Source organism: Agrobacterium sp. M50-1, from assembly GCF_049843495.1.
GTDB lineage: Bacteria > Pseudomonadota > Alphaproteobacteria > Rhizobiales > Rhizobiaceae > Agrobacterium > Agrobacterium radiobacter.
In genome coordinates this window covers 723,760-750,671 of record NZ_JBBHZH010000001.1, presented here as the reverse complement: position 1 = coordinate 750,671, position 26,912 = coordinate 723,760, and the positions used below count along the sequence as shown (strand labels likewise).

22 protein-coding genes, 1 tRNA gene and 2 pseudogenes are annotated in these 26,912 nt (G+C 59.7%); 12 read left to right on the top strand and 13 right to left on the bottom strand.

Translation table 11 applies throughout. The features are described 5' to 3' along the window. Positions 1-116: 116 nt before the first annotated feature. The 4 genes from WDZ78_RS03410 to WDZ78_RS03395 all read left to right on the top strand — a co-directional run bounded on the left by WDZ78_RS03410 (position 117) and on the right by WDZ78_RS03395 (position 4,903). The gene (locus tag WDZ78_RS03410; RefSeq protein ID WP_003506036.1) at positions 117-506 is read left to right on the top strand and encodes an acyl-CoA thioesterase; all 390 of its coding nucleotides are present in this window, start codon (positions 117-119) and stop codon (positions 504-506) included. A gap of 169 nt (positions 507-675) precedes the next feature. Then, entirely contained in the window at positions 676-2,919 is a 2,244-nt protein-coding gene (locus WDZ78_RS03405; protein ID WP_425672318.1) for a polysaccharide deacetylase family protein, read from the top strand. Between the two features lie 231 nt (positions 2,920-3,150). Beyond that, a complete protein-coding gene (locus tag WDZ78_RS03400) occupies positions 3,151-4,191 on the top strand; it encodes a four-carbon acid sugar kinase family protein (protein WP_425672317.1) in 1,041 nt (346 codons plus the stop codon). Positions 4,192-4,195: 4 nt separating this feature from the next. Beyond that, positions 4,196-4,903: a FadR/GntR family transcriptional regulator gene (locus WDZ78_RS03395; protein WP_112294057.1), complete on the top strand. Its 708-nt coding sequence runs from the start codon at positions 4,196-4,198 to the stop codon at positions 4,901-4,903. 46 nt (positions 4,904-4,949) lie between these two features. On the opposite strand, the gene WDZ78_RS03390 is transcribed toward WDZ78_RS03395, so the two are convergent. The 3 genes from WDZ78_RS03390 to WDZ78_RS03380 are packed head-to-tail and all read right to left on the bottom strand — an operon-like array spanning position 4,950 to position 8,223. Beyond that, positions 4,950-6,077 carry an iron-containing alcohol dehydrogenase gene (locus WDZ78_RS03390; protein WP_425672316.1) on the bottom strand — a complete coding sequence of 376 codons (1,128 nt, stop codon included), beginning with the start codon at positions 6,075-6,077 and terminating at the stop codon, positions 4,950-4,952. Continuing rightward, positions 6,074-7,030 carry a 4-hydroxythreonine-4-phosphate dehydrogenase PdxA gene (gene pdxA / locus WDZ78_RS03385; protein ID WP_425672315.1) on the bottom strand — a complete coding sequence of 319 codons (957 nt, stop codon included), beginning with the start codon at positions 7,028-7,030 and terminating at the stop codon, positions 6,074-6,076. The genes WDZ78_RS03390 and pdxA overlap by 4 nt, the downstream gene beginning before the upstream one ends. Continuing rightward, complete coding sequence (locus WDZ78_RS03380) at positions 7,027-8,223, bottom strand: sialidase family protein (protein ID WP_425672314.1); 1,197 nt, start codon at positions 8,221-8,223, stop codon at positions 7,027-7,029. The genes pdxA and WDZ78_RS03380 overlap by 4 nt, the downstream gene beginning before the upstream one ends. 321 nt (positions 8,224-8,544) lie before the next feature. Between WDZ78_RS03380 and WDZ78_RS03375 the strand changes: the two genes are divergently transcribed. The 6 genes from WDZ78_RS03375 (at position 8,545) to WDZ78_RS03350 (ending at position 14,784) form a co-directional block, all read left to right on the top strand. Further along, the gene (locus WDZ78_RS03375) at positions 8,545-10,053 is read left to right on the top strand and encodes an ABC transporter substrate-binding protein (protein ID WP_425672313.1); all 1,509 of its coding nucleotides are present in this window, start codon (positions 8,545-8,547) and stop codon (positions 10,051-10,053) included. A 76-nt stretch (positions 10,054-10,129) separates the two neighbouring features. Beyond that, positions 10,130-11,044 (top strand): ABC transporter permease, encoded by a 915-nt coding sequence (locus WDZ78_RS03370; protein WP_020009124.1) that lies wholly within the window; start codon positions 10,130-10,132, stop codon positions 11,042-11,044. Between the two features lie 15 nt (positions 11,045-11,059). Beyond that, positions 11,060-11,983: an ABC transporter permease gene (locus WDZ78_RS03365; RefSeq protein WP_425672312.1), complete on the top strand. Its 924-nt coding sequence runs from the start codon at positions 11,060-11,062 to the stop codon at positions 11,981-11,983. Further along, complete coding sequence (locus WDZ78_RS03360) at positions 11,976-13,619, top strand: ABC transporter ATP-binding protein (protein WP_425672311.1); 1,644 nt, start codon at positions 11,976-11,978, stop codon at positions 13,617-13,619. The genes WDZ78_RS03365 and WDZ78_RS03360 overlap by 8 nt, the downstream gene beginning before the upstream one ends. Beyond that, positions 13,616-14,497, top strand: coding sequence for a dihydrodipicolinate synthase family protein (locus WDZ78_RS03355; RefSeq protein WP_425672310.1), 882 nt, complete (start codon positions 13,616-13,618; stop codon positions 14,495-14,497). Before WDZ78_RS03360 ends, WDZ78_RS03355 begins: the two co-directional genes overlap by 4 nt. Before the next feature lie 197 nt (positions 14,498-14,694). Next, positions 14,695-14,784 (top strand) — tRNA-Ser (locus WDZ78_RS03350). A 92-nt stretch (positions 14,785-14,876) separates the two neighbouring features. Here the strand turns inward: WDZ78_RS03350 and WDZ78_RS03345 are convergent. The 8 genes from WDZ78_RS03345 to WDZ78_RS03310 all read right to left on the bottom strand — a co-directional run bounded on the left by WDZ78_RS03345 (position 14,877) and on the right by WDZ78_RS03310 (position 23,259). Then, positions 14,877-15,980: an agmatine deiminase family protein gene (locus WDZ78_RS03345; RefSeq protein ID WP_425672309.1), complete on the bottom strand. Its 1,104-nt coding sequence runs from the start codon at positions 15,978-15,980 to the stop codon at positions 14,877-14,879. A gap of 185 nt (positions 15,981-16,165) precedes the next feature. Continuing rightward, a complete protein-coding gene (locus WDZ78_RS03340; protein WP_425672308.1) occupies positions 16,166-17,095 on the bottom strand; it encodes a sugar phosphate isomerase/epimerase family protein in 930 nt (309 codons plus the stop codon). A gap of 55 nt (positions 17,096-17,150) precedes the next feature. Beyond that, positions 17,151-18,092 carry a sugar phosphate isomerase/epimerase family protein gene (locus WDZ78_RS03335; RefSeq protein WP_111798414.1) on the bottom strand — a complete coding sequence of 314 codons (942 nt, stop codon included), beginning with the start codon at positions 18,090-18,092 and terminating at the stop codon, positions 17,151-17,153. Between the two features lie 79 nt (positions 18,093-18,171). Further along, positions 18,172-19,344, bottom strand: coding sequence for a Gfo/Idh/MocA family protein (locus WDZ78_RS03330; RefSeq protein ID WP_425672307.1), 1,173 nt, complete (start codon positions 19,342-19,344; stop codon positions 18,172-18,174). An 83-nt stretch (positions 19,345-19,427) separates the two neighbouring features. Beyond that, entirely contained in the window at positions 19,428-20,330 is a 903-nt protein-coding gene (locus WDZ78_RS03325; RefSeq protein WP_425672306.1) for a sugar phosphate isomerase/epimerase family protein, read from the bottom strand. Further along, a complete protein-coding gene (locus WDZ78_RS03320; protein WP_425672305.1) occupies positions 20,327-21,175 on the bottom strand; it encodes an ATP-binding cassette domain-containing protein in 849 nt (282 codons plus the stop codon). Before WDZ78_RS03320 ends, WDZ78_RS03325 begins: the two co-directional genes overlap by 4 nt. Before the next feature lie 9 nt (positions 21,176-21,184). Further along, on the bottom strand, positions 21,185-22,189 hold the full coding sequence (locus tag WDZ78_RS03315; protein WP_165001486.1) for an ABC transporter permease: 1,005 nt from the start codon (positions 22,187-22,189) through the stop codon (positions 21,185-21,187). A 104-nt stretch (positions 22,190-22,293) separates the two neighbouring features. Then, complete coding sequence (locus WDZ78_RS03310) at positions 22,294-23,259, bottom strand: substrate-binding domain-containing protein (protein WP_425672304.1); 966 nt, start codon at positions 23,257-23,259, stop codon at positions 22,294-22,296. Positions 23,260-23,407: 148 nt separating this feature from the next. Between WDZ78_RS03310 and WDZ78_RS03305 the strand changes: the two genes are divergently transcribed. Next, on the top strand, positions 23,408-24,448 hold the full coding sequence (locus WDZ78_RS03305; protein ID WP_020012282.1) for a LacI family DNA-binding transcriptional regulator: 1,041 nt from the start codon (positions 23,408-23,410) through the stop codon (positions 24,446-24,448). A gap of 216 nt (positions 24,449-24,664) precedes the next feature. Here WDZ78_RS03305 and WDZ78_RS03300 read toward each other — a convergent pair. Then, a pseudogene (locus WDZ78_RS03300) lies at positions 24,665-25,474 on the bottom strand (aromatic amino acid lyase); the annotation flags it as partial. A 3-nt stretch (positions 25,475-25,477) separates the two neighbouring features. Between WDZ78_RS03300 and hutC the strand changes: the two are divergent. Next, positions 25,478-26,041, top strand: a pseudogene (hutC, locus tag WDZ78_RS03295) (histidine utilization repressor); the annotation flags it as partial. Positions 26,042-26,066: 25 nt separating this feature from the next. Here the strand turns inward: hutC and WDZ78_RS03290 are convergent. Next, positions 26,067-26,681, bottom strand: coding sequence for a TetR/AcrR family transcriptional regulator (locus WDZ78_RS03290; RefSeq protein WP_425672303.1), 615 nt, complete (start codon positions 26,679-26,681; stop codon positions 26,067-26,069). Positions 26,682-26,912 lie beyond the last annotated feature (231 nt).

The following is a 26,912-nucleotide window of genomic DNA, read 5'->3' as shown; positions in this document are numbered from 1 at the left end:
ATGGCCCTATGATTCCTTGCTGTTTTGGAAGGGCTGCCGCGAAAAATCGGCTATTGGCGGATAGGGCGCGGTTGTTTAAGTCCGGCAGCGGGAGGTTTGTGAAAGGATTTTGAGACATGGACCAGCAACCGCCCGCCGACATGGAACTCACGCTCAGAACGCTTGCAATGCCCGCCGACGCCAACCCGGCCGGTGATATTTTCGGCGGCTGGGTCATGTCGCAAATGGACCTTGCCGCTTTCGTTCGCGCCAATGATGTGGCCGGGGGCCGCACCGTCACCGTGGCAGTCAATGAGATCGTCTTCAAGAAGCCGGTCAAGATCGGCGATACATTGTGCGTCTATACCAGGATCGAAAAGATCGGCCGCACCTCCGTCACGCTCAAGATAGAGGCCTGGACCCGCAGGCATTATCAGGATTCACGCGAAAAGGTGACGGAGGCCGTCTTCATCATGGTCGCGGTGGATGACAATGGTGAGCCGCGCCCCGTCCGCAAAGAGGCTTGAAGGTCGCCGTCTTTTCAAAGCAACGTCAAAGCGCCTGCCGAAGGAATAAAGAGCACAGGCGCTTTGGCCTTCCGCGCCATTCGATATCTCTCCGCTCAATACTTTCGAAATATCGAATTTATTTATCAATTTTTGCGATCAAGATATGGAATAGGACGGGGATCAGGCTTTGACCATTCCAGGTGTTGTTATTGTCGGCGGCGCTCACGGCACGCTTGCCCTTGCGCGCAGCCTTGGTGCCCTGAATGTGCCCGTCCATTATCTTACCCACGATTCCCCCTTGCCGGGCTGGTCTCGCTTCGTGCGGCAAACAATTCGCTGGGCTGGCCCGCATGATGCCGGGGCAATCGTGTTCCTGCGTCAAATGGCCGAGAAGCACGGTTTGAAGGGCTGTCTGCTGGTGCCGTCCGGCGATGGCGAGGTCCAGCTCATTTCGCAGCACCGTGAGGAGCTTTCCGCTCTTTACAAAATCGTTCTGCCGGATTGGGCGGCTCTGCAATGGCTGTGTGAAAAACCGCTGCTTTACAAGCGTGCGGCGGAGCTTGGCGTCAGCATTCCCCGGACCTATGCATTGACATCGGACGCCGACATCGATGCGCTGGATGTGATGTTTCCCGTCATTCTCAAGCCCAACATGGGGGGCGGTGATACCACGATTGCCCGGGCGAAAGTGATCCGGGCGGATGATCGCCAGGCGCTGAAGACCGCTTTCGCCGATGCGAGTGGAGAGATCGGCGCTGGCAACGTCGTTGTGCAGGAACTCATTCCCGGCGGCGGAGAAAGCCAGTTTTCCTACGCGGCACTGTGGCTCAATGGAGAGCCGGTGGCCGAATTCACAGCTCGGCGCGCCCGGCAATATCCCGTCGATTTCGGTTATACCAGCACCCGTGTCGAGGTTGTCGATAATGGGCAAGCGATCAATGCGGCTCGAAAAATGCTGAAATCCGCAGGCCATAGCGGGCTTGTCGAGGTCGAGTTCAAGCTCGACGGCCGGGATGGAGAGTTGAAACTTCTCGATGTCAATCCGCGCCCATGGTCGTGGTTCGGCCTCTGTTCGGCCGCGGGCGTCGATCTTGGTGCTTTGCTGTGGCGGGTCGCGAATGACGAACCGACAGGTCAGCCCGCCAGCGCGCGGCAGGGCGTTTCCTGGTCCTATCTCGTCCGCGATACCGTTGCGGCTTTCACCCTGGCCACGAGGGGGCAGACGAGGATTGGAGACTATTTCGCCTCTTTCGGCAAGATACGCAGCTGGGCCTCCTTTGTGCTGAACGATCCCTTGCCGGGCCTGATCGATCTGCCGCTGACGGTCTTGAGGGTCATGAAAAAACGCATCCTGCCCGGTCTGGCGTCAGGGCAATCGAAAACGGGATTTTTACCGCCGTTCAAACGCCTCGTAAAATATGGGGCCATAAGGGCGGGGTTGGAAGTGAGTTCTTTCCCGCCTGTCCGGTCGGCGTTTTCGTCCTTTGCCGGGTGTGGTGTGATTTTTACACTTCACCATGTGCGCCCGGGCAGGGCTGTTTCGGCCTTTGCTCCGAACGTTCAATTGTCAGTTACGCCGCAATTTCTGGAAGAGGCGATACAGGCTGCGCTCGAATGTGGCCTCGTTCCGGTCCATCTGCACGATCTGCCGGCTCTGCTAGCCGATAACCACGAAGGTCGATCATTCTGCGCCTTCACGCTGGATGATGGCTATCGCAATAATGCCGAGTATGCAGCGCCGATCTTCCGCAAATATGCCGTGCCTTACACGATTTTCATCACGCCGGGCTTTGTCGAGCGAACACGCAGCCTTTGGTGGGAAACCGCCGCTGCCCTGACGCAGAAGGTCTCGTCTTTCGAATTCGATTTCGGGGCGGGGCCGGAGCAGGTGGCGTGCGCCAGCCCATCGCAGAAAGCGCAGGCATTCACGCGACTTGAAGATTTTGTCCAGAACTTTTCGGAAGACGAGGCGGTGGAAAGAATCGACCGTGTCGCGAGTCAACATGGCGTCGAACCCATCGCGATCGTGGACGAACTCGTCATGGATACGGATGAGCTCAGGACGCTGTCGAAAGATCCTCTGGTTCATTTCGGCGCCCATACCATGACGCATGTGAATATGCGCAAGATAGATGCGGTGCGTCTGGTTTATGAGATCGCAGAATCGGCGCGGCGGGTGGAAGCCTATACCGGCCATCGGCCACGGTCCTTTTCCTATCCCTATGGCTGGGTAAGGGCGGTGGGAGAACGCGAAGCGAAAGCCGTTCACGATGCAGGATTTTCTGCGGCCGTGACCACGCAGGCCGGCGTTATTGGTCCCCACAGCCTCGAAAAGCCGACGCAGTTGCCGCGGGTATCGCTGAACGGACGCTTTCAGAAAAAACGTTTTGTCAAAGCGCTCATCTCGGGCCTGCCCTTCCGGTTCATCTAGCAACCTCAGCCTTCGTCATCTTTGCCCGTCCAGCCATGTGGGGCTGCGGTCCGCGTTTGACATCCCCTGTCACTATTTCCGAATTCTGCTGTCGCTCTGCGGGCGTCTTCGCAGCCGTTTGGTCAATTCGAAATGCGGTGTTACAATTTTTGTTATTCACATCCCATTATCTATTGATTATAAATAAATTTATCGATGTAAAACATTACAACTTTTATGAAGGCTTCGTTGGTGCTGCTGATTTTTGCCGATGATCTGACCGGAGCGCTCGACGCCGCCGCCCCCTTTGCCGGGCGGGGGCTGGCGACCGAGGTTGCGATCGGGCTTGACGGTGTGCGTGCAGCGCTCGCGGATGCGCCTGCCGTCCTCAGCGTCAATCTCGGCTGTCGTGATGGCAAGGCGGATGAAGCCCGCCGCCGCACGCAGGAACTGTTGGCGCTGGTTCCGGCGGGTACAATTCTCTTCAAGAAAATCGATTCCCGCCTGAAGGGGCATATTGCAGCGGAAATGGATGCGATTTCCTATCGCCACGCGCTTGTCGCGCCCGCCATTCCGGATTTTGGCCGTGTCGTTGCTGGTGGAGCCGTGTCCGGCTTTGGCGTCGAAATTGCCATTCCTGTTCATGAAAGGTTGGGCGGACACGCCGGCCGGTGCACGATACCGGATACACAATCGAAGGGCGATATCAGGGAAGCTCTCGCCGCCGCGCAGGCGGAGGGGGCCGATCTTCTGGTCGGCGCGCGTGGGCTTGCTGAGGCGCTGGCTGAGGCGATGACGGGCCAAACTGTCCCTGAGGCAGCGGCCGTTCCAGCTGGCAAGGGGCTTTTTGTCATCGGGTCCCGCGATCCGATTACGGTGGAGCAGGTTGACGTTCTTGGGAGTGTTGGACCTTTTTCGATCGTTGAGGCGCCGAATGGTATCGTGCCCCGTCATGCCGATGAGGATGCCGGCCTGACGTTGGTTCAAGCGACACAGGGTACGGAAAATCTGTCGCCGCTTGTGGTTTCAGACCGGCTGGCGGAAGGCGTCGTGCCGGATTTTACCGCCAGAGCGGCAAGACTGCTGTTGTCGGGCGGAGCCACGGCCGAAGCCGTGCTGCGAGCCATGGGCGTTTCGCGCTTGCGTCTTGCCGGCGAATGCCTACCGGGTCTCGGCGTCGGCTGGTCCGGAGACCAATGCATCATTGCGAAGTCCGGCGGTTTTGGGCAAGCTGACACGTTGAAACGGATCGCGAAAATGATGCTTGGCGACAATGACGCTGGAGAGAGCTGACCAGATGGGGCTGATGAAAGAAACGGCGCGCAAGGCACTTCCGGACATTATTTTCGAGAGAATGCACCGGGCGATCAAATCCGGCGCCTACAAGCCGGATGAGCGGCTACCGACCGAACATGAACTCGCCATGGAATTCGAAGTATCGCGACCGGTGGTGCGCGAGGCGCTCCGGCGGCTGCGCGAGCAGGGTTTCATCTATTCCCGCAGAGGCTCCGGCAGCTATGTCAGGGCCTTCGGTCTGCGTGAACCGCTCGGCTTCGGGCAACTCGAAAACGTTGCTGATCTTCTCAACTGTTACGAATTCAGGCTGACGCTGGAGCCGGCCGCCGCCGCAGCAGCGGCATTGCGGCACGATGGCGAAAGGCTTGCGGCGATCAGGAAGGCGCTCGAATTGATGCGGGACGCAACCAATCGCCAGTCGCACCGCGAGGACGCCGATTATCAGTTCCACCTCGCTATCGCGCGGGCGGCGCGAAACAGTTATTTCTCCACCGCGATGGAAGCGCTGAAGGACCATATCGCAGTGGGAATGAAGTTCCACGGCATGTCGGTGAAGCGGGAGGCATCCGGTCTGACGCGTGTTTTTGCCGAGCATGAGGCAATCGCTAAGGCGATCGCCGATGGGGATGCAGACGCGGCACGCCAATTGATGCTTCAGCACCTGACCGGATCGCGTGACCGCCTGTTTGAGTCTTCGCATACAGATTAATCGGGCGGCAAAGGCCGATGCGCGTGTCCGCGCACCGGATTTTTGCTCAGAAGGCGTGGCGGTAAATCCCGAGCACGTCTTCGACGCTCATATCGACGGGGTTGTTGTCCATCAGCCGGCGGATGGCATGCGCATCCTCAGCGTAGCGGGGAAGATCGGCTTCAGTCGCGCCGTGCCGTGCGAGCGACATTTCGATGCCGAGCCCGGCACAGAAATCCGTCGCCGCCTTGCGCAGATCATCAGGCGAAAGATGTTCGCGAAGCCCGAGCGCTCCCGCCACTTCCGCCGTCTTCGCAGAAACCGCAGGCTGGTTGAAGGCCAGAACATGCGGAAATACGATGGCGTTCGCCAGCCCGTGCGGCAGGTTGAGAAGCGTGCCGAGCGGATAGGCGATCGCGTGACCTGCCGCCGTATTGACCGGGCCGAGGCAGATGCCGCCATAATAGGAGGCGAGCATCATGCCTTCCCGCGCTTCGGTATCCGCGCCGTCGCGGACGGCGCGCGCCAGATATTTGCCAACCAATGCAAAGCCCATGCGGGCGAAACCGTCGATCATCGGATGGGCCTTGCGGTTTGTGAAAGCCTCGACGCAATGGGCCATGGCATCCACCCCCGTTGCCGCCGTAACCGCTGATGGCACGGAATAGGTGAGCTCCGGGTCTAGCACGGCGAAATCCGCAATCAGATAAGGGCTTTCGACCGCGATCTTGTTGCCTTTGACAGGATCGGTAATGAGCGAACGGATGCCGGCCTCCGAGCCGGTGCCGGCAGTGGTTGCGATCTGCACTAACCGCGTTTCGCGCCCGGCAACCCTGTTCGGTCCTGCCACATCCTCCAGCGTCTGGCTAGAATTCCAGAGCGCCGCGACCAGTTTTGCCACATCCATCACCGAACCACCGCCGAGGCCGATGACGAGATTCGGTTTGGTAGCGCGCGCCGCGGCAAGGGCGGCCTCGAGCGTTGTGGTGTCCGGCTCGCCGGGAATGGCATCGAATATGGTGAAAGGGCCTTGCAATTGCAGCCGTTCGGCAAATTTCGCCGTCAGCGGTGTGGCGATAACCAGGGTTGATGTGGTTTTTCCCGCCCAGGCGCCGACCTGTGAAATGGTGCCTGCGCCAACGGCGAGCCGTCGGGGCTGATGGATGAGAATGGGAGCTGTAGACACGGTGCTCATTCCTTCCGTTCCTTGCCCGCCACCAGCTTGCGCGCATAGGCGATGGCCGCATTCATGTTGCCGTGATTGGCGATGCCCTTGCCGGCGATATCAAAAGCCGTGCCGTGATCGACGGAGGTGCGGTCTATCGGCAGATCGACCGAGACGTTGACGGCGGTATCGAAAGCGACAAGCTTGATCGGGATATGGCCCTGATCGTGATATTGCGCGACGACGAGATCGAAAGCGCCGGAGTAAGCCCGATGAAACACGGTATCGGCGGAAATCGGTCCCTGCACCTCGATGCCTTCGGCGCGGGCGGCGGCGACCGCCGGTGCGATCTGGTCGTCATCCTCGGTGCCGAACAGGCCGTTTTCACCACAATGCGGATTGATGCCGGCAACCGCGATGCGCGGCCGCTCGTAACCGATGCGCTTCAGATGCGCGTTGCCGGCGCGGATGGTCGCCAGCACCCGCTCCGTCGTCGCCCGGCGAATGGCCTCCTGCAGGGAGACATGGGTGGAAACGTGAATGACCTTCAGCCGTTCCGAGGCGAGGAGCATATAGGCGGCCGAGGAGCCGGTGAGGCTTCGCAACATGCCGGTGTGGCCGTCATAATGGTGGCCCGCAAGGTTCAGGGCTTCCTTGTTGATCGGCGCGGTGACGATGCAGCCGATTGCCCCCGCTTCGGCATCGCGAACCGCCTTTTCAATGAAACGGAAAGCGGCGTCTCCAGCCACGGGCGACAACGTACCCCAGGGCAGCGGCGCGCCTTCCACGGCCAGGTCGACCACATGCTGAGAGAGATCGATATCAACACCAAGCGCATCCCGCGCCGCTTCCAGCGTCGCGAGATTTCCGTAAATCCGCGTCGCCGCGCGATCCGGCGCGGACATGTCCGCCAGCGCCCGCACCGTGATCTCCGGGCCGACGCCGCAGGGGTCCCCCATGGTGATGCCAATGATATTGCTCATCTTTGTCTCCCGTCGTTCTCGTCAGCCCAGCCGGGCGCCAGCCGGACATATTTGATTGCACGGCGATGATAGGTGTAGCTCGCATGCAGCGTACCGTCCGGCGCTTCCAGAAGCCACGGATAGGACATTTCCAGATTGCGTCCATCGGTCGAATCATTCGAAAGGCAGGTGCCCGGCCCGTCTTCGATCAGGATCCGAGTGGTAAAACTGCGCCCGTCATCATTGGAGAGGCAGATCGAAACCGGCGCGCGCGGCACACCCCAGACCGGCACACAGCCACCGCTCGGATCGGCATCCGGCCTGTCGTCTTCCTCTCCCAGCTCGTCATAAAGCGAGGCGCGGCGATCGCTCGACTGCGCGGCGTTGACGGGATTGCAGATCATTGCCAGCCTGCCATCGCCGAGCCTGATCACGGCAATGGAGGAATTATTGTTCGGCACATCGGTCGGCTGTGGCTTTGACCATGAGCGGCCGCCATCGACGCTTTCCGTGCGATAGACGAAATCGGCCTGACGCCGGCGGAAGAATGCGGCGTAGTCCCCATTCGTCACTGCGACCGGGCTCATATGCACGCAGCCGATCGATTCCTCCAGCTCCTGCAATTGCCAAGTCGCGCCATTGTCGGTGGATATGCCGAGTGCTGCCGTATCGTGGCTGCCGTTCCATTTCTGTCCGGGGCGCTGGACGCAGCGGAAGATCGGCAGCAGCCAGGCGCCGTCATCGCGAATGCGCAGCGGTGAACGGATGAAGCAGCCCTTCGGAAGGTCGAGAAAGCGACCATCCTCGGCGGACAGCTTTTCCGGTGCTGCCGGGTCGTGCGTTACCCGCGCCATGCGAATGCGGCATTCATCCTGATTGCCGGAGGGCTGGGCTGTGTGAAACAGCCAGAGAACGCCATCCGGCGCAGTGAAGAGGACCGGGTTCTGTTCGGAATGGGCGGGGTCGTGGCTCAGGCGCTGCGGCGGCCCCCAGCGGGTTGAACCATGTGTCAGCACGGATGCGAAGATCGAAATATCCGATTTTCCCTCCAGCGTGCCGCCAAACCAGGCGCAGAGCAGGGTGCCGTCATCCAGAAGGTGCAGGAAGCTCGCATGGTTCTGGATCATGGGCGACGGCAGGAATGCTTCCTGCCGGTTTTCCGACACGGCATGCATGGCTCCGGTCATGGCGTGAGCGATGTCATCAGGGGTCATCGTGGTCTCCTCTTGCCCTGATGAAAATGGCATATTCAAAAAGTTGTCAAGTTTATTTGATAAAAAAAGACGCGCTGCTGTTTTTCATATACGAAATTAACTATATGTTTTTAAACAATAAAAATAAAAGATTTGACGTGAATAAAAACCGCTTTTGAAAAATAAATTGACAAAAAATTCGATAACGTCGATGCTCTGTTTACGGGTGGAGGAGACGATCATCCGCACGCCATGCTCCTCATTGCAGGAGACGGGGCTTTTAGAATGTCCCTTGCGGTGCGCCGCCATGTTGCTGAATTTCTGATCTGGGAGGAGAACGGAATGAAGAAGTCATTGATTGCGGGCGCCCTAGTCTTGGGTTCCCTCAGCGCCGCGGTTTCGCCGGCGCTTGCGGCGTCGGGGCCGATCAAGATCGTGCTGGCGGAAGAAGCGGACCTGCTTGAGCCCTGCATGGCCACCCGCTCCAATATCGGTCGCATCATCATGGAAAATGTCAGCGAGACGCTGACCGAGCTCGATGTGCGCGGCAAGAGGGGCGTTCAGCCGCGCCTTGCCGAGAAGTGGGAGCAGAATGCCGACGGAAGCTGGCGTTTCCACCTGCGTGAAGGCGTGAAGTTTTCCGACGGCACGGGTTTCGATGCCAAGGACGTCAAGCACAGCTTCGAACGCATCATGAGCGACAAGAACGCCTGCGAATCCCGCCGTTATTTCGGTGGCATGACCGTGACCCCGTCGATCGTTGACGATCACACGATCGACTTCAAGACCGAGCCGGCGCAGCCCATTCTGCCGCTGCTGATGTCGCTCGTCACCATTGTTCCCGAAGAAACCAAGATGGAGTTCATTCGCGAGCCTGTCGGCACCGGGCCTTACAAGCTGACCAACTGGACGCCGGGCCAGCAGATTGTGCTCACCGCACGCGATGATTATTGGGGCGCCAAGCCGCAGGTGACGGAAGCGACCTATCTTTTCCGCGCCGATCCTTCAGTTCGCGCCGCCATGGTGCAGACCGGCGAAGCCGATCTTTCGCCTTCCATTTCCCAGCTCGACGCCACCAATGCGAAGACCGACTTTTCCTATCTCGACAGCGAGACGGTCTATATGCGCCTCGATCACAATATCGCGCCGCTGAACGATGTGCGGGTGCGCCGCGCGCTCAACCTTGCCATCGACCGGCAGGCCTTCCTCGGCACGCTGGTTCCCGAAGGCGCCGTGCTGGCAACCGCTCTGGTTCCGCCGACCACGCTTGGCTGGAACCCTGACGTCAAGGTCTTCCCCTATGATCCCGAGGGCGCAAAGAAGCTGCTCGAGGAAGCCAAGGCTGCCGGTGTGAAAGTGGATACGCCGATCACCATCATCGCGCGTACCGCGAATTTCCCCAACGTCACCGAGATCATGGAAGCGATCCAGCAGCAATTGCAGGATGTCGGCTTCAAGATCGACCTGAAATTCGTGGAAGTGGCCGAGCACGAAAGCTATTACTCCAAGCCCTTCAAGGAAGGCCGCGGACCGCAGATCGTCGCCGCCATGCACGACAACTCAAAGGGCGACCCGTCCTTCACCATGTTCTTCAAATATGCCACCAAGGGTACCCAGTCCGGCTTCTCGGACAAGAAGGTGGATGATCTGATTGAACGTGCATCCGCAGCGGTCGGTGATGAGCGCGCCAAGCTCTGGTCGGAACTCATCGCCTATCTGCACGACGATGTGGTGGCAGATGTGCTGCTGTTCCACATGGTCGGCTTCTCCCGCGTTTCGGAACGGCTGGATTTCAAGCCCACCATTGCAACGAACTCGATGCTGCAGCTTTCGGAAATCGGCATCAAATAAGACCCCGCGTCTTGTCAACTGAGAAGCGGCGGCGCAGCGAAAGCTTCGCCGCCGCATTGAAAAACCGGAGGCAACCATGCTGAGCTTCATCCGAAAACGTTCCGTTGCAAGCCTGATCTCCCTGGTCGGCCTCATCGTTATGGTTTTCTTCCTGTCCCGCCTGACGGGGGACCCGGCCGCGTTGTTTTTGCCGGTTGAGGCTTCGGAGGAGTTGAAGCAGCAGTTTCGGGCGCTGCACGGGCTGAACGACCCGCTGATGGTGCAGTTCCTGCGTTATGCGGGCGATGTGATGACGGGGGATCTCGGAGAATCGCTCCGAAAAGCCCGCCCGGCGCTGGATGTGGTGCTGGAGGCTTTCGTCTGGACACTGTGGCTCGCGGTCATCACCATGTCGCTCGTCACCACCGCCGCAATCGTCGTCGGTTCGCTTGCGGCTTTCCGCTCCGGCGGCTTTTTTGACCGCATGGCCTCGAGCATTTCGCTGATCGGCGCTTCGGTGCCGGATTTCTGGCTGGCGATCGTGGCGATTGTGGTGTTTTCCGTCAATCTCGCCTGGCTGCCCACGTCAGGCACGGGCTCCGTGCTGCACTGGATATTGCCGATCGCGGTTCTGTTCGTGCGCCCCTTTGGCATTATAGTGCAGGTGGTGCGCGGTTCGATGATCGGCGCGTTGTCCTCTGCCTATGTCAAAACGGCGCGGGCCAAGGGCGTAAAATCGGGACCCATCATCTTCATCCACGCCTTACGCAACGCCATGCTGCCGGTCATCACCGTCATTGGTGATCAGGCGGCGAGCCTTCTCAACGGCGCGGTCATCGTCGAGACCATTTTCGGTTTTCCCGGTGTCGGCAAGCTGATGATCGATTCCATTCTTCAGCGCGATTTCAACGTCGTGCTGGCCGCCATTCTCGTGACCGCTCTTGCGATCTTCCTGATGAATCTTCTGATCGATATCGCCTATGCGCTCCTCGATCCGCGTATCCGGCACTGAGGAGGCCCTTCAGCCATGAGCGTTTCAAGCGCCGACACCGAGATCATTGCCGAGCCTTCCTTCTCAACGCGCATGCTGCGCATGTTGTGGGCGGATAAATTCGCGCTCTGCGCCGCGATCTTCCTCATCATTGTCATTATCCTCGCTTTTGTCGGCCCTGCCTGGCTTGGCGATCTGGCGACGAAACAGAACCTGCGCGGGCGTAACCTCGCCCCGTTCGACTGGCAGCGCGAGTGGTACTTCTGGCTGGGGGCGGATGCGCTCGGCCGTTCGCTTCTCGCGCGCATCGTCGCCGCCACGCAAAATACGATGATGATTGCGGCGGGCGCGGTGCTTCTTTCCGCTATTACCGGCACTGTGCTCGGCTTGATCGCTGGTTTTTCCTCCAACCGTGTCGGCCAGATCATCATGCGGCTCGCGGATGTGATCATGTCGTTCCCATCGCTTTTGATCGCGGTCATCGTGCTTTATCTGCTTGGCTCCTCCATCCTCAACCTGATGCTGGTTCTCGCCATCACCCGCATTCCCGTTTACATCCGCACCACCAGGGCGGAGGTGCTGGAGGTGCGCGAACGCATGTTCGTCCAGGCGGCGCGCGTGATGGGCGCATCGGGCAAGCGCATCCTGTTCCGCCATATCCTGCCCGTCGTGCTGCCGACGCTCACGACGCTTGCAACGCTTGACTTCGCCTATGTGATGCTGGCGGAAAGTGCGCTGTCATTCCTCGGCATTGGCATTCAGCCGCCGGAAATCACCTGGGGTCTGATGATCTCGCAGGGGCGGCAATATCTCACCAATGCCTGGTGGCTTTCCTTCTGGCCAGGGCTTGCCATCATTCTCACCACCCTGTCGCTCAACCTGCTGTCCAACTGGCTGCGCATTGCGCTTGATCCGGTGCAGCGCTGGCGGCTGGAAATGAAAGGCCGCAAGCATGGCTGACCATCTTCTCGAGGTACGCAACCTTTCCGTTGAGTTTCATACCGCAAGCGGTGTCGTCCATGCGGTGAAGGATGTCTCCTACCATATCGACCGCGGCGAAACGCTGGCTATCCTCGGTGAAAGCGGTTCGGGCAAGTCGGTATCATCGTCAGCCATCATGAACCTCATCGACATGCCACCCGGACATATCAGCAGCGGTCAGATATTGCTCGACGGTCAGGACCTTCTGACAATGCCGGCTGAAGCGCGCCGCGAGATTAACGGCCGGCGTATCGCCATGATCTTTCAGGACCCGCTCAGCCATCTCAATCCGGTCTATACCGTTGGCTGGCAGATCCGCGAGGCGATGACCACCCATGGCATGGATAAGGCAAAGGCCGAAGCGGAGGCGAGGCGGCTGGTCGCACGCGTCGGCATTCCCGATCCGGATGGGGCCTTGAAGAAATACCCGCATGAATTTTCCGGCGGCCAGCGCCAGCGCGTGATGATCGCCATGGCGCTGGCGCTTCGGCCCGATCTCCTGATCGCGGATGAACCGACCACCGCGCTTGACGTGACGGTGCAGGCCGAGGTGCTTTCGCTGCTCAAGGAATTGCAGCGGGAGACGGGCATGGCCGTGCTCATCATTACCCATGATCTCGGCGTCGTCGCCGAAATCGCTGATCATGTGGTGGTGATGGAAAAGGGCGTTCTGGTTGAGGCCGGCACGGTGCGTGAGGTCTATCGCAATCCGCAGCACCCCTATACCCGCAAGCTCATCAGTGCCGCACCCGGCAGGGGTGAAATGCACGAGCCGCAGGCGGCGGGCGAGGCGCTGCTCAGCGTGCGCGACGTGCGCAAGCGTTACGGCGCCTTCGAGGCGCTGAAGGGTGTTTCCTTCGACCTCATGGCGGGAGAAACCATTGCCGTCGTCGGCGAAAGCGGTTCCGGCAAATCGACGCTGGCGCGCATTCTCTTGCGGCTCGACGAGCCGGATGCGGGCAGCGCCTTGTGGAAGGGTCGCGATCTCTTCAAGCTTTCGCCTGCGGAACTCTTTGCGCTCCGGCGTGATCTGCAGATGGTGTTTCAGGACCCCACCCAGTCGCTCAATCCTCGCATGACGGTGTTCCAGCTGATTTCCGAGGCCTGGGTCATCCATCCGGAGATCTTGCCCAAGGCAAGATGGCGTGAGCGGGTTGCCGAATTGCTGCATCAGGTGGGCCTCTCGCCGGAACATATGCGCCGTTATCCGCACCAGTTCTCCGGCGGCCAGCGGCAGCGGATCGCGATTGCCCGGGCATTGGCGCTGGAGCCGAAACTCATCATCTGTGACGAGGCGGTGTCGGCGCTGGACGTTTCGGTGCAGGCTCAGGTCATTGCGCTTCTGGATAAGCTGCGCCGCGAAATAGGCCTCTCCTTCATCTTCATCGCGCATGATTTGCCGGTGGTTCGGGATTTTGCCGATCACGTCATGGTCATGCAGCGGGGAGAGGTGGTGGAGTTCGGCACGGTCCGCCAGGTTTTCGAAGCGCCGCGTGAGGCCTATACCCGTGCTCTTCTGTCCGCGAGCCTCGATCCCGACCCAGACATGCAATCTCAGCGTCATCCGGCCGCCGCCGGCGACGTCATTGCAAATTCAAGCGGAGTTATTTCATGACCAAGCAAGCTTTCGTCGCGCTCGTCACCTGTTTCAACGAGGACGAAACCATCAATTATCAGGCGACCCGCGCGCAGGTGCGCCGCCAGGTGGCCGCCGGCAACAACATCATGTGCGCCGGCACCAATGGCGATTTCACTGCGCTGACGCATGAGGAAAAAATCCGGCTGACCGAAGAGGTGGTGGATGAAGTTGCCGGACGTGCCAAGGTCATCGTGAATGCGGGCATGCCTGCCACTTTCGAAACCCTGCAACTTGCCAAAGCCTTCGACCGTATCGGCGTCGACGGCATCGCCGTCATCACGCCCTTCTTCATCGCCTGCACTCAGGATGGTCTGATCCGCCATTTCTCGACGGTGGCTGACGCCGTTGAAACGCCTGTCTATCTCTACGACATTCCCGCCCGCACCCAGAACCACATAGAGCCGGAAACTGCACGCAAACTCGCCACCCATGGCAATATCGCCGGCATCAAGGATTCCGGCGGCGCTCAGCAGACGCTCGAAGCCTATCTTCAGGTGGCGAAGGAGATGCCCGGTTTCGAGGTCTATTCCGGTCCGGATCACCTCGTTCTCTGGTCGTTGCAGAACGGGGCGGCAGGCTGCATTTCCGGCCTCGGCAACGCGCTGCCGGATGTGCTGGCCGGCATTCTCAATGCTTTCAACGCCGGTGATATCGCCGAGGCCGAACGCCAGCAGGCAATCTACGCCGACTTCCGCACCGATCTCTACGCTCTCGGTTTCGCACCGGCCATGGTCAAACGCTCGCTTTATCTCCAGGACTCTTCCGTCGGCGCCAGCCGCCAACCGGCCCTTCTGCCCGATAGGGAGCAGGATGAAAAAATCCTGGAAATCTTGCGGCGTTATCAACGGATCTGACGCTGCTATCGAATGTGGCGCGCACCGCTGAGGATAGTGCGCGTCATCTTAAAAATATCTGCGAAAATGGCCAGAAGCCGATGCATTTCCCCAGCCTCACCCATGACGAATAATTTGTGACACAAACACGAAATTCCCCTTGTCAGCCCGGCCATTGATGTTTAAGAGGAGCGCGCAACGCAAGCGTTCGCGCATGCGGAGAGGTGGCAGAGTGGTCGAATGCACCGCACTCGAAATGCGGCATACCTGCAAGGGTATCGTGGGTTCGAATCCCACCCTCTCCGCCATTATCGCTTCATCAGTACTTTTTGCGAATTTGACACCATTTCGGCATCGTGGTTGCGGCGCCTTATGGTCGTCATGAGTGCCTGTTCCCATGTCAGACCTTGGGTTGCTCGTGGGTGGCGCAATGGATGCCGCCGCCTACTTCACCCAATGGATCTATATTCAACGTGATTATCTCCCGATTCGGATAGAGCTTGCCAAGAACGGTCGCGGCTCGTTCATCGGCTTGCTGGTCGCCGAATTCGGCGGCGATTACGGCGCCGTTGCAGACATAATAATTGACATAGGAAGAGACAAAATCTGCGCTATCCGCGCGGATGTCGTAGGGCTCCGGCAAAATGATCATCTCAAGCTTGCGGCCCTCGGCATCGGTGGCGGCGGCCAGGACATTATGGGTCTCGAAGGCGGCGATCGACCAGGGATCTTCGGGATCGATTTTTCCCCCCATCTGAATCAGCAATTGCCCCGGTTTGACGAAGCGGGCCAGCGCATCGATGTGATAATCGGTGATGTCCGCACCGATAATTCCCGGCGCCCAGATCATCTTGCGTGCGCCCATCGTGTCCAGCAGCATCTGCTCGACCCGGGCTTTGCTGTTCTGATTGCGGTTGGCGTTGATGAAGCTGCTTTCATGGGCGATCAGCGTGCCGTGACCGTCGGTTTCAACGCCTCCGGCCTCTCCCACCAGTCCTGCATCGAAAATCTGAAGGCCCATGCGTTCGGCTATCCGCGCGGCAATGCGGCCATCTGCGTTATGGGTCTGTTTGTTACCCCAGCCGTTAAAGTTGAACTGCGTGATGGCCAGTCCGCCCTTGCCATCGACAACGAAGGACGGTCCGGAATCGCGGCACCACAAATCATCGGTTGGAATATCCCACAACTCTACGCTGCGCGACACTTGGCGGCGGATCGCGCCATGGTGCTGCGCTGCGGCCAGCATTACCACCGGTTCGAATTCCGCGATGGTGTTGGCGATTTTTGCGATGGTTTTCTGAAGATCATCGAGGAAATCAGGGTCATCATGCACGGCGGTGTTCACCGGCCATTGCATGAAAGTGCGCTCATGCGGTTCGGTTTCTTCAGGATACCAGAAACCGGCGGCACGCGCCGATGAGCCTGTTGCATGGCTCCGGTGTGGCAAGGTTGAAAGACCGGTGGCGGCAGCGGCAAACAGCAGGGTCTGGCGACGGGTCATCATCGTATCACCATGAAAATAAAAAGAAAAATTTCGATCATCTCGCGGTGATACAGGCTAGGTTTACCGACAGGTGCTGTCAACAGGGACGAAATCGCCTGCAATCATTGCCATTTTCAATGTTGTCCTTACGCGGTTCTCGGCCGCTATTGCCTCTGCGAAAGGTTCAACGGATTTGCCCCGTTTTCTCAGAACCCACACTCAGCGAGAAACGCCCTGCTGGCCGCCAGATCATCCAGAATGCCGCCGGCATTGCGCGGATCGCGCTCCTGTTCGATGGTGATATAGCCGCCATAGCCGAGTTCCGTCAAAAGGCTGCGGATCGCCGGATAATCGATTGAGCCGCGACCGATCGGGCACATGACGCCTTTGGCGCAGGCGTCGAAGAAGCGGATACGTTCTCTCATAACCGCGTCAAAAACCGTGGCGTCGATATCCTTGAAATGAATATAATCGACACGATCCCAATAGCGGCGAAGCGTGGCGACGGGATCCATGCCGGAATAGGCCATATGGCCGGTATCGAGGCAGAGGCCGGCCAGATCTGCGGGAATGTCCTCAACGATCTGCTGCAACTCATCGGCAAATTCGATGTAGCCGCCGGCATGTGGATGGATGGTGGCGCGCACGCCGTATTTTTCACGGGCGAGCGTTGCGATGGCGCGGATGTTTTCCACCATGCCGTTCCAGGCGTTTCCATCGAGGCGCGGCGCGCGGTCGGAATGGCCGGCGGCATAGTCCCGCTCGTCATGTCCCCAGTCCATCACCGTCAGATAGGGGGCGGGAAAACGCTGGCCGGCATGGATTTCGGGTTTTGGCAGACGGGTGATCAACGCACAGATCTCGTCGGTCTGGCGCAACAGGTTGTGGCGGTTTTCCGGTGAGACCAGATCGTCGAAGATCGTACCGGCGACGATCTTCAGGTCGCGCTCATTGAGCGCCTGTGAAACCCGCTTGAGATCGAGCGGCAGATACCCGTAGGGGCCGAGTTCCAGACCGCCGAAACCGGCGGCCTTCGCCTCGCCCAGCACCTTTTCCCAATGGGGTAGATGGGGATTTTTGACGTCGTCGACGCCCCAGCAGCAGGGAGCGGTGGTGATGGTGATCTGGTTGGTCATGGCATCCTCGTGGCGCAATTGACGCCGGGCCGCCTTCTGCGGCCCGGAGCAGGTCTCAGCGGCTGATGGTGGCTTGCAGGGCGTCGATGGAGGACTGGATGCCTGCCTCGGTGGACATGGTGAAATCTTCCATTTCGAGGCTCACCCAGCCATTGTAACCGGCCATGCGCACGACGGAGAAGAACTCCTTCCACCATTGCAGGTCGCGGCCGGCGCCTACCGCCACATAGTTCCAGCTGCGATTGGCGACGTCAGTCACCTCCTTCAGCTCCAGCAGACCGTTCACATCCGCCAGGCCGCGTTCGATGCGGGTGTCCTTGCCATGGCAATGGTGGATTGCACCGCCCAGCGCACGGGCCGATGCGATGGGATCAGCCCCCATCCACATCAGATGCGACGGATCGAGATTCATGCCCACCGTCGGGCCGACTTCGTTGCGCAGGCGGAACAGGGTTTCCGGGTTCCAGACAAGCATGGCCGAGAAATTCTCGAGCGCATATTTTTCGACGCCAGCTTCTTTCGCGAGCTTCACGAGCCCATGCCAGAGGGGGAAAGCGCGATCTTCCCACTGGTAACGGTCGCGCTCTGGCATCTCGTTCGGCCAGCTCTTGGTGTAGACGAGCCAGTTCGGCACGGTATCGCCGGGCGCCGCCTCCGGCAGGCCGGACATGGTGACGATCTTTGTCACGCCGATTTCACCGGCGAGCCGAACGGTGTCCTGCATTTCCTTCAGGTGGCGCTTGCCCATATCGCCGGGATCGAGCGGGTTGGCGGAGCAATTGAGGGCGGCGATTTCGAGGCCGCGGGCCTCGATTTCCTTAAGCTTGGATTTGAGAAGCCCCTTGTTCGCCAGAAGTTCGTCCGCCCGGAAATGCGGGCCACTGGACCAGCCGCCGCCGGTCATCTCGATGCCTTCGACGCCAAGCGCGACGCATTTGTCGAGCATATCGGTGAAGGACAGGTTCACCATGACATCAGTACAAATCGCGAGTTTCATCGTGTTGTCTTTCCGAGAAAATATGGGGACGCGCGTGAGGAGGAGGACGGGAGAGTGGTCCGGCGCGCCCCCGAACTGGTTATTCGAAGTCGACCCAGGCGGCGCCGGCATCGGCCGAGCGGACGCAGTTTTCCAGCCAGCGAACGCCTTCGGTGCCGGCCGTGATGCCGGGATAATGGTGGGCTTTCAGAAAGGCCCTGTCACCGCGATTTGCTGCGTCGATCGCCTGGGCGATCCAGAGGTAGATGTTCGACCAGCTGTCACCGAGGCCTTCGGTATGCAGCGCGCCCATACGATCGATGGCGAGGCTTTCCTGTTCCAGATAGGGCATGCCGTGGTGCAGGATGCGGCCGGGTTCGCCCTGAACCTCGTAGATCAGTTGGTCGGGGTGGGAATCAGACCATTCAAGCGAGGCCTTGGAGCCAACGAAGCGGTAACGCTGCGATCCCATATTGCCGGCATTGACGGAGGAGACCCAGAGACGGCCGCGTGCGCCATTGTCATAGTGCATCAGAACGGTGGCGTGGTCTTCCAGCGGCGCGCGGGTGGGGATGAAGGCCTTGCGGTCGCAGAGCAGCCGTTCCACCTTCATATGCGGCAGCACGACTTCCGAGAGATAATAAAGATGCGTGCCGATATCGCCCAGCACGAAGGTCGGGCCGGCGGTACGGGGATTGGTGCGCCATTTGACGGCCTCGCCCGCGCCCACATCGTCACCGGCATTGAAGCCGTGGGTATATTGCAGGTCAACGATACGGATGTCGCCCAGCATTCCCTTTTTGACCATGGCCGCCATCTGGTGGACGAGCGGATGCCCGGTAAAGCCATAGGTGACGCCGACGATCAGCCCCTTCTGTTCGGCCAGCCGCGCGACCTCGTCGCATTCGGCCACGGTGAAGAATAGCGGCTTTTCGCAGATGACATGCAGCCCGGCTTCAAGGCAGGCCTTGGTGATCTCGTAATGGGTGAAATTGGGGGTGGCGATGGAGACGACGTCAACACCGTCTTCGCGCGCCGTCTCGCCGGCAATCAGCGCCTTGTAATCCGCATAGCAGCGTTCCGCCGCCAGGCCGAGGTTGACGCCGAAGTCTCTGCCCCTTTCGGCATCGAGGTCGAAGGCGCCCGCGACGAGCTGGTAGTTGCCGTCGCGCAGGGCGCCGGTGCGGTGCTTGTAACCCACCTGTCCCGTGCGTCCGCCGCCCACCATGGCCCAGCGCAGCGGCCTTGAAATCAGTCTTTCTCCGTTGATCATGTCAATCGCCTTTCAAATTGATGTTCCGAATGGTCTGTCGCTTGAGGCAAGGTCTGCCTCGTCATCAGCGCCGGTTTGCCGCGTTATTTCTTGAAATAGAGGTCGATATAGTCCTGCATCTTGGCTCGCATGAACTTGCTCGATTCATCGGCCCTGTCCTCCCAGGCGAAGACGCAGGAGGTCATGATGCCGTCGAAGCCGATTTCGGAAAGCGTGCCGAAGAAGTCGTCCCACGGCACTTCGCCCTGGCCGATATTCAAGTGCTGATGCACCCGCGCCTGTGTGCCCGGCGGATTGAGAATGTAGCGCAGCCCGGAACTGGCCTTGTGGTTGAAGGTATCCCCCACATGCACATGCGCCAGCACATCCTTCGCCTCGCGCAGCATCGCTTTGGTGTCGTCGCCGAAATAGAAGGTGTGCGGCGCGCAATAGAGGAATTTCACATTCTTCGAATTGACGGTGCGGATGATGTCGAGCGCCGGCTGCAGCGTCTCGCACCAGTCTTCCGGATGCGGCTCGACATGCAGGCTGATGTTTTCGCGCTCGAAGATCGGCACCAGTTCTTCCATCGAACGCCACCAGGCATCCTCGCAGGCCTCGATCATCGAGCCGGTATGGCAGCAGTAGCAGGAGCCCTTGTCGGGATGCGGTCCGCGGCCGAATTCGGAGTTCATCGTGTCGACCTCCAGTTCGATGGCGATCTCGATGGCGCGTTTCCAGTGTTTGACCGCCGCCTGCCGTTCGGCCTCGTCATTGGAGGCCCAGCGATACATCGGCAGCAGCGAGGCGATACCGACATCGGCCTCTTTCAGCGCCTTCTTGAAGGACCGGATGCGCTCGGGAAACACACGCGGCGCCCTGAACCATTCGAGGAAATCGGCGCGCGGGCTGAGTTCGATCCAGTCGAAGCCGAGTTCCTTCACTTTGGCCGGAAGGGCTTCGAGGCTGGTGAAACGGTGCATGTGGGGGTCTAGGGCGATCTTCATCGGTCTTGATCCTTCTCTATGTCCTGCTTGGATGGTTGCTGCGGCGGATGGCCGTCATGACCGGCCATGTAATTTTCCACCTCTGCGCTTAGATCGGCGAGCGCTTCACCACCGGCCATCAGATCAGTGATTTCCTCGCGGGATTTTTCGCCCTTGCGGAAGTTGGCTGCGACCGCGCCACGGATAAGCACGGCGAAATGGTCGCCGACGGCGATGGCGTGGGTGACCTGATGGGTGATGAAGATCACCGCGATCCCGCGCTTGCGCGCTTCCAGCACGATGCGCAGGACGTGAGACGCCTGTTTCACGCCCAGCGCCGCCGTCGGCTCGTCAAGGATGAGAACGCGTGCGCCAAAATGCACCGCGCGGGCGATGGCGAGCGATTGCCGTTCGCCGCCGGAGAGCCCGCCGATCAGGCGGTCGCCGTCATCGATGCGGGTGATACCGAATTCCTGCACGGCCTTGACGGCGATTTCATTGGCTTTCTTGCGGTCGTAGATCCGGAATGGCCAGAAACCTTTGGTCGGTTCGGCGCCAACGAAGAAGGAACGGCCGATACTCATCAACGGAAAGGTTCCGCCGAATTGATGAACGGTGGAAATGCCCATGCGCTGTGCGTCGCGCGGCCCGTCGAAATTGACCGGCTTTCCATCCATCAACAATTCGCCGGAACTGGGCTGGTAAACACCGGCCAGCGTCTTGATCAGCGTAGATTTTCCAGCGCCATTGTCTCCCAGCAGGCAAAGCACCTCACCCGCCCGCACTTTCAGCGAGATATCGTGAAGGACATCGATGGGGCCGAAGGATTTATTGACATTCTTAAGTTCGAGAATGGGTGTCGTCATTGTCCGTCCTCACTTCTTCTTCGGCGAATAGGTGAGCGCCATGACGCGGAAAGTGTTGTTCATGAGCACGGCCAGGAGCAGCATGACGCCGATAATGAGGCTCGACCAGTTGCGGTCGAAGGCGGTGAAATAAATGCCCTGATTGACGATCGCGAAGGTGATGGTGCCGAGAAAAATGCCGATCACCGAACCGAAGCCGCCGGTCAGCAACACCCCGCCCACGACGACCGCGATGATGGAGTTGAAGATGAAGGTCATGCCTGCCGAGACTTGGGCGACATTGAACAATATGGCCTGACAGACGCCGACGAAGGAGGCGCTGACAGAGGAAAGGACGAAAAGCGTCACCGTCAACTTGTCGGTGGGAATACCGGCGTTGCGAGCGCTCACGCGGTCGCCGCCCATGGCGAAGATCCAGTTTCCGAAGGGCGAATAATGGACATAGAAGACATAGATCGCCGTCAGCAGCAGCCACCAGACGATGCTGACCTGAAAACTGCCGCCGATGAACTGTCCGAACAGGAATTTGGCGATTGGGCCGGATTGGGCCGGACTTAGCGCCACACTGGTCGTTCCGGTCAGCAGCACCGAAAAACCGAGGATCAGACCCTGCACGGCAAAGAGCGTGCCGAGCGTCACGATCAGGGATGGCACCACGGTTCTTATGACCAGAAAGCCATTGATCAGCCCGACTAGTACACCAAGGCAAAGCGCGCCGATGATACCGAGCCAGATCGGCATGCCGTAATAACCGGAGATAATGGCGACCGTCAGCGCGCCGGCCGGGATCATTGCGCCGATGGAAATATCCAGCTCGCCGGAAATCATCAGCAACCCGACGGGAATGGCGACGATACCGAGATTGGCGGCGACGTTCAGCCAACTTGCGGCGCCGGCGGGTTTCAGAAATTCGATGCTGCCGAAGACAACAAAGAAGGCAAGAACAAAAACAAGGCCGAGAAAGGCGCCCGATTCCGGACGGCGCAAAAGGTCGCCCAACGAGAGATTTTTCACGTCGTTCACTCCACTATTAGTCAAGGGTTTCGAGGCGGTGTCCTTTACCCGTCAGGTCCCGATCCCCGGTACGGCGGGGGTCGGGGCAGGGCGTGTCTCACCGCTCAGCGCGCACCCTTGGCGACGCCGGCAAGCGTGGCTTCGATGTTGGATTTGTCGACGATGCTCGGTCCAGTCAGCAGCGGGGCGGTTGGCAGATCGGTGCCGAAATCGATGGCCGAGGCCAGAAGCGTCACCGCCAGCAGCGATTGCAGATAGGGCTGCTGGTCGATTGCGAAACCCTGCGTTCCGCCCTTGATCCGGTCGAGGCCGGACTGGTTGAGATCGAAAGTGCCGAGCAGGGCGGTTTCGGTTTTGCCGGCCTGCATGACGCCGATGGCGGCCGAATCCGCGTCACCTGCCGAAATGGTAAGGACGCCGTCGATCTTGCCGTCCTGAAGCAGCGTGGCCTTGATCGCTTCGGCGACGGCGGTGGCATCGCCGAAGCTGGTGGCGGGAAGCGGCAGCTGCTTGCCGGTGCCGCCAGCCTTGGTGATGCCGTCGAGGACCCCCTTGCATCGTGCTTCGAGATTGGCGGCGCCAGGAACGGTGTTGACACAGATGACGTTCTTTTTGCCCTGCCTGGCGAAATATTCGCCGCCGGCCACACCCGCCAGATATTCATCGGAGCCGACATAATTGATCGCGCCGAGTTCCTTGGCTTTCTCGTGCCCCCCGGCATTCATGAGAATGACCTTGATGCCGGCATTGATGGCTTCCCGGATCGTCGGGTCCTCGCCTTCCGGAACCCAGTTCGGAATGGCGAGGCCGTCGACCTTCTGGCTGATGGCGGTCTGGATCAGCTGCACCACATCGGGTGCAAAATTGTCGTAGGTCTGCAGGCGGAGATAGTTGACCTTGCCGCCATTCACCTCGACCACGAGGCGTGCGTCGTCGACACCTTTTTTGATGAGGTTCCAGAACGCATCGTCATTCTTGCCGCCGACAACGGCGATATTGGCTGCAAACGCACCGGATGCCATCACAAGCGACGCAGCGCCCACGATCAGAAATTTCCTGAAAAATGTCATTGCTTTCTCCCTGCCCATTCTCCCAACGGGCTCTCATGACGGGATGATTTATATCTTTCATTTTCATAAGAATGGAATTTATATTTCATTTAATGTTGCATTTAGTATCATTCTATGTCATTCACGAATGATAGGATTGTGAGGCGCCATGAACCGACCGACCATCACCGATCTTGCGAAGGCCGCCGGCGTCAGCATCTCCACGGTGAACCGGCTGCTGCACGGTTCGACCGCCGTGCGACAGGATACGATCGAGCAGATTCTCAAGGCGGCGGAGGAAATCGGTTTTTATGGTCTCGGCACCATCAAGGACCGTCGCCGCGAGGCCATGCCTCACCACAGGCTCGGCTTTCTGATGCAGCAATCCCACCGCCCGCTCTATCGGCTTTGGGCGGAAGGGATCATTGCCGCCGCACGCCAGCGGCCGGATAGCATTATCGAGCCGGATGTCGTTTTCGAGGATGATCTTTCGCCGGAGGCCGTCTCCGCCAATCTCCTGAAGATGGGGCAATCCTGCAGCGCAATCGCGGTGGTGACGGCCGATCACCCGCTTGTCAGCCAGGCGATCGATGAACTGCGGGGCAGGGGCGTTCCCGTGGTGACTTATGTGTCTGATCTGTCGGCGGCGAGCCGGGCGGGCTTTGTCGGAACCGATAGCTGGAAACGCGGCCGCACGGCGGCATGGTTCCTTAGCCAGACGGTGAAGGGCGAGGGAACGGTCGTGCCGCTGATTGGCAGCAATCGTTACCAGTGTCAGGATGTTTCTGATGCGAGTTTTCGCTCCTATATGCGGGAAAATACCCCCGAACTTCAGGTCGCAGAAACGCTGCTGACCCACGAGGAGCCGGAAAATGCCTATGTCATCGTTCGGGACATGATTGCTGCCGAACACGGGCTCAGGGGGATTTATGTCAATGGCGGCGGCATATCTGGTGTTCTGCGCGCGCTTCGAGAACTGCCTGTCGAGCGGCAGCGCGGCATAAAAATCATCTGTAACGATATCGGCCCGGAAACGCGCAAGGGCCTCAACCAAGGGCTGATCACCGCCTCGCTGCCGCTTCCCCTCGACAGGATGCCGCAGCAGTTGATCGACGTGATGTTACGGCGCATCGAAAACGGCGGTTCGTCCTCCGTCGAACAGCGGATCGTGCCCTTCGAAATCCTGACACCCGAAAGCATCTGGACCTAGCTCGGCATGCTCACCGGAATTTGAGGCTCATCCGGGCAAGATCGTCCACGGGCTTTCGGCAAAGGCGCCCAGCATGATGACTGGACGGAGCGTCGCCTACGAAGCGGCTCCGCACCACGTCGCCAGCGCGATTGCGGAAACCGTTCTCATCGCCCACAAGACCGGCAGAGAGTAACCTCTTTCACATCCTGTTCAGCCAGATTTCTAGCGCAGCAGTCAACCCGCGTCGGCGCGTATCCCTGCATGCGTGGTTTGCAGTATTTCCCGCACAGCAGCCAGCAAATTGTTGAGCGGCCGGTCGTCACGGTAAAAGGGCACCGTCGTCCGGATCTGACGGTAGAGCGTATCGGTGCCGGGTGCACGGCCGGCTTCGTCTGGCTGCATGTCGTAAGCCTGCGCCGCGCTCATGATCTCGATCGCCAGAATGGTTTCCAGATTGCCGATAATCGAAAGTGCCTTGTCGGCAGCGGCGGTGGCATGTGTTAGTATATCCTCCTGCAGAGCGGAGGTGATGCCGCCATCGAGGCTGGCGGGAGCGGCAAGGCGGCGGTTTTCTGCGGCAAGCGCTGCGGCCGTGTACTGGATGATCATGAAACCGGAACAGACACCATCGCTTTTCGCCAGAAAGGCAGGCAGCCCGCTGACAAGCGGGTTGACGAGCCGGTCGATACGGCGCTCGGAAATCGCGGCAAGTTCGGCTGCGGCCGTCGCCAGCCCATCCATGGCGAGCCCGAGTGCTGCGCCAACTGCATGGGCTTGGGAATGGACCTCGGGCGCCTGCGGCGTGCCAGTGACGACAGGGTTGTCCGTGACGCTCGCAAGCTCGCGGTTCACGACGTCGGCGATCTGCGCGACGCTGTCGCGCACGGCGCCATGCACCTGCGGCACGGCGCGCAGGCTAAGCGGATCCTGCGTGCGCGATCCGGCCGACCGGGCAAGAAGCGGGCTTCCGGCCAGGAGTTGGCGCAGGTTTGCGCCGACGGTCTGAATGCCGGGCGAGGTGCGTAGCGCAAGCGGCTCTGCGGCGAGGCAAACCGCGCCTTGCGGGAGCTGGCAACTGAGGGGGTGATTGTTCGCGTGCAGGGGCGCGGGTCTTTCGTCGCTCCGAAAAAGCGAAGCGCCGGCATGATGGGCGTGCGCAACATCGCCGACGAGATCAAGGAGCGCGGTTCAACCCATCGGCCAAGCCTGATCCTCGCCCAGACGGAAGTTTGCGGTCCGGATCTCGCAACGGCGCTGGAGATCGCCGTGGGAGCGAAAGTTTTTCACTCCATCATCGTGCACCATGAAGATGACGTGCCGATCCAGCTCGAAGATCGCTTCGTCAATGCGGAGATCGCTCCGGATTATCTGATGCAGGATTTCAATACGCTCACGCCGAATGCCTATCTGACGGCGGCGGCACCCATTTCCCGGACCGAGCAATTCATCGAGGCGGCGTCGCCCCAGCCGTGGGAATGCAAGCTGATGGCCATCAGCCGAAACGAGCCCTGCTTTCTCGTGCGCCGCAGAACCTGGTCGTCGAGCCGTGCCGTCACCTCCGTGCGGCTGCTCTATCCCGGTTCCAGATACCGGCTTGAAAGTCAGGAATAGAGGTCCGCGGCCGCGTGCAGTGATGCTATGCCAGCAGTCCGCGCATGATCAGTTCGAGATGAATCTTCAGAACGGCCTGCCTGTCCAGAATGCGCCGGTCGTTGAAAATCAGCCGAAACACCAATGTTCCGACCATGGGCGACATCACGACCTTGGCAAGTTCGGGGGGGTTGGCCCTGAACCTTTTTTTTGCCACGCCTTCCTCGAGGATCGTATTGATGCGCTCGAAGACCGGCGCCATCAACGTGTCATGATGCTGGTCGATGAGGTCCGGGAATTTTGCGCCTTCCGCAAGGATCAGGCGGAACAGTTCCCGCATTTTCTTGTTGTCGACGAGTGCGTCGAACATGAATTCCAGTAACAGGCGCAGCTCCTCGACAGGGTCGTCGGATGTATGCGCATAGGCCTTGAGCGCTTCCTGGAATGGCTGGGAGGCGTGCCTGACCATTGCCTCGAAGAGCGCCTCCTTGGTTTCGAAATAGACGTAGACCGTCCCCTTGGTCACACCCACCCGTTCTGCGATGTCCTCTACCCGTGTCGCGGTAAATCCCGTTCTGGTGAATTCCTCGAATGCGGCATCGAGAATTTGCAACGGACGTTGTATCTTCTGTTCAGCACGTGTCAGTTTTGCTTTCGCCATGGCCCCGGATCCCTTTGTTTTTTCGGCGCGTGCCCTTCTGTCCGTCGCGATAGGCGGAAATGAGAGATGGTTTGCCTATAGCACCCGCGCAAAAACCGGAACGGATTTTTGTGAAGGCGCGCGCATGCTTCAATATGCCGGAACATTGCCGATGCGCCCGCAAGGATGTGCCGGACGAATAGGAATGATCATTCGGGAGGCTGGCCCGATGTTCCGGACAGGTCCCCGATC

What these genes read in the sequence shown, in the direction of transcription:
- WDZ78_RS03395 (WP_112294057.1), top strand. Translation starts at nt 4,196, where the DNA reads ATGGGGCTGATGAAAGAAACGGCGCGCAAGGCACTTCCGGACATTATT.
- WDZ78_RS03330 (WP_425672307.1), bottom strand. Translation starts at nt 19,344, where the DNA reads ATGATCAACGGAGAAAGACTGATTTCAAGGCCGCTGCGCTGGGCCATG.
- WDZ78_RS03310 (WP_425672304.1), bottom strand. Translation starts at nt 23,259, where the DNA reads ATGACATTTTTCAGGAAATTTCTGATCGTGGGCGCTGCGTCGCTTGTG.
- WDZ78_RS03370 (WP_020009124.1), top strand. Translation starts at nt 10,130, where the DNA reads ATGCTGAGCTTCATCCGAAAACGTTCCGTTGCAAGCCTGATCTCCCTG.
- WDZ78_RS03390 (WP_425672316.1), bottom strand. Translation starts at nt 6,077, where the DNA reads ATGAGCACCGTGTCTACAGCTCCCATTCTCATCCATCAGCCCCGACGG.
- WDZ78_RS03290 (WP_425672303.1), bottom strand. Translation starts at nt 26,681, where the DNA reads ATGGCGAAAGCAAAACTGACACGTGCTGAACAGAAGATACAACGTCCG.
- WDZ78_RS03320 (WP_425672305.1), bottom strand. Translation starts at nt 21,175, where the DNA reads ATGACGACACCCATTCTCGAACTTAAGAATGTCAATAAATCCTTCGGC.
- WDZ78_RS03345 (WP_425672309.1), bottom strand. Translation starts at nt 15,980, where the DNA reads ATGATGACCCGTCGCCAGACCCTGCTGTTTGCCGCTGCCGCCACCGGT.
- WDZ78_RS03305 (WP_020012282.1), top strand. Translation starts at nt 23,408, where the DNA reads ATGAACCGACCGACCATCACCGATCTTGCGAAGGCCGCCGGCGTCAGC.
- pdxA (WP_425672315.1), bottom strand. Translation starts at nt 7,030, where the DNA reads ATGAGCAATATCATTGGCATCACCATGGGGGACCCCTGCGGCGTCGGC.
- WDZ78_RS03340 (WP_425672308.1), bottom strand. Translation starts at nt 17,095, where the DNA reads ATGACCAACCAGATCACCATCACCACCGCTCCCTGCTGCTGGGGCGTC.
- WDZ78_RS03325 (WP_425672306.1), bottom strand. Translation starts at nt 20,330, where the DNA reads ATGAAGATCGCCCTAGACCCCCACATGCACCGTTTCACCAGCCTCGAA.
- WDZ78_RS03335 (WP_111798414.1), bottom strand. Translation starts at nt 18,092, where the DNA reads ATGAAACTCGCGATTTGTACTGATGTCATGGTGAACCTGTCCTTCACC.
- WDZ78_RS03375 (WP_425672313.1), top strand. Translation starts at nt 8,545, where the DNA reads ATGAAGAAGTCATTGATTGCGGGCGCCCTAGTCTTGGGTTCCCTCAGC.
- WDZ78_RS03365 (WP_425672312.1), top strand. Translation starts at nt 11,060, where the DNA reads ATGAGCGTTTCAAGCGCCGACACCGAGATCATTGCCGAGCCTTCCTTC.
- WDZ78_RS03360 (WP_425672311.1), top strand. Translation starts at nt 11,976, where the DNA reads ATGGCTGACCATCTTCTCGAGGTACGCAACCTTTCCGTTGAGTTTCAT.
- WDZ78_RS03380 (WP_425672314.1), bottom strand. Translation starts at nt 8,223, where the DNA reads ATGACCCCTGATGACATCGCTCACGCCATGACCGGAGCCATGCATGCC.
- WDZ78_RS03410 (WP_003506036.1), top strand. Translation starts at nt 117, where the DNA reads ATGGACCAGCAACCGCCCGCCGACATGGAACTCACGCTCAGAACGCTT.
- WDZ78_RS03355 (WP_425672310.1), top strand. Translation starts at nt 13,616, where the DNA reads ATGACCAAGCAAGCTTTCGTCGCGCTCGTCACCTGTTTCAACGAGGAC.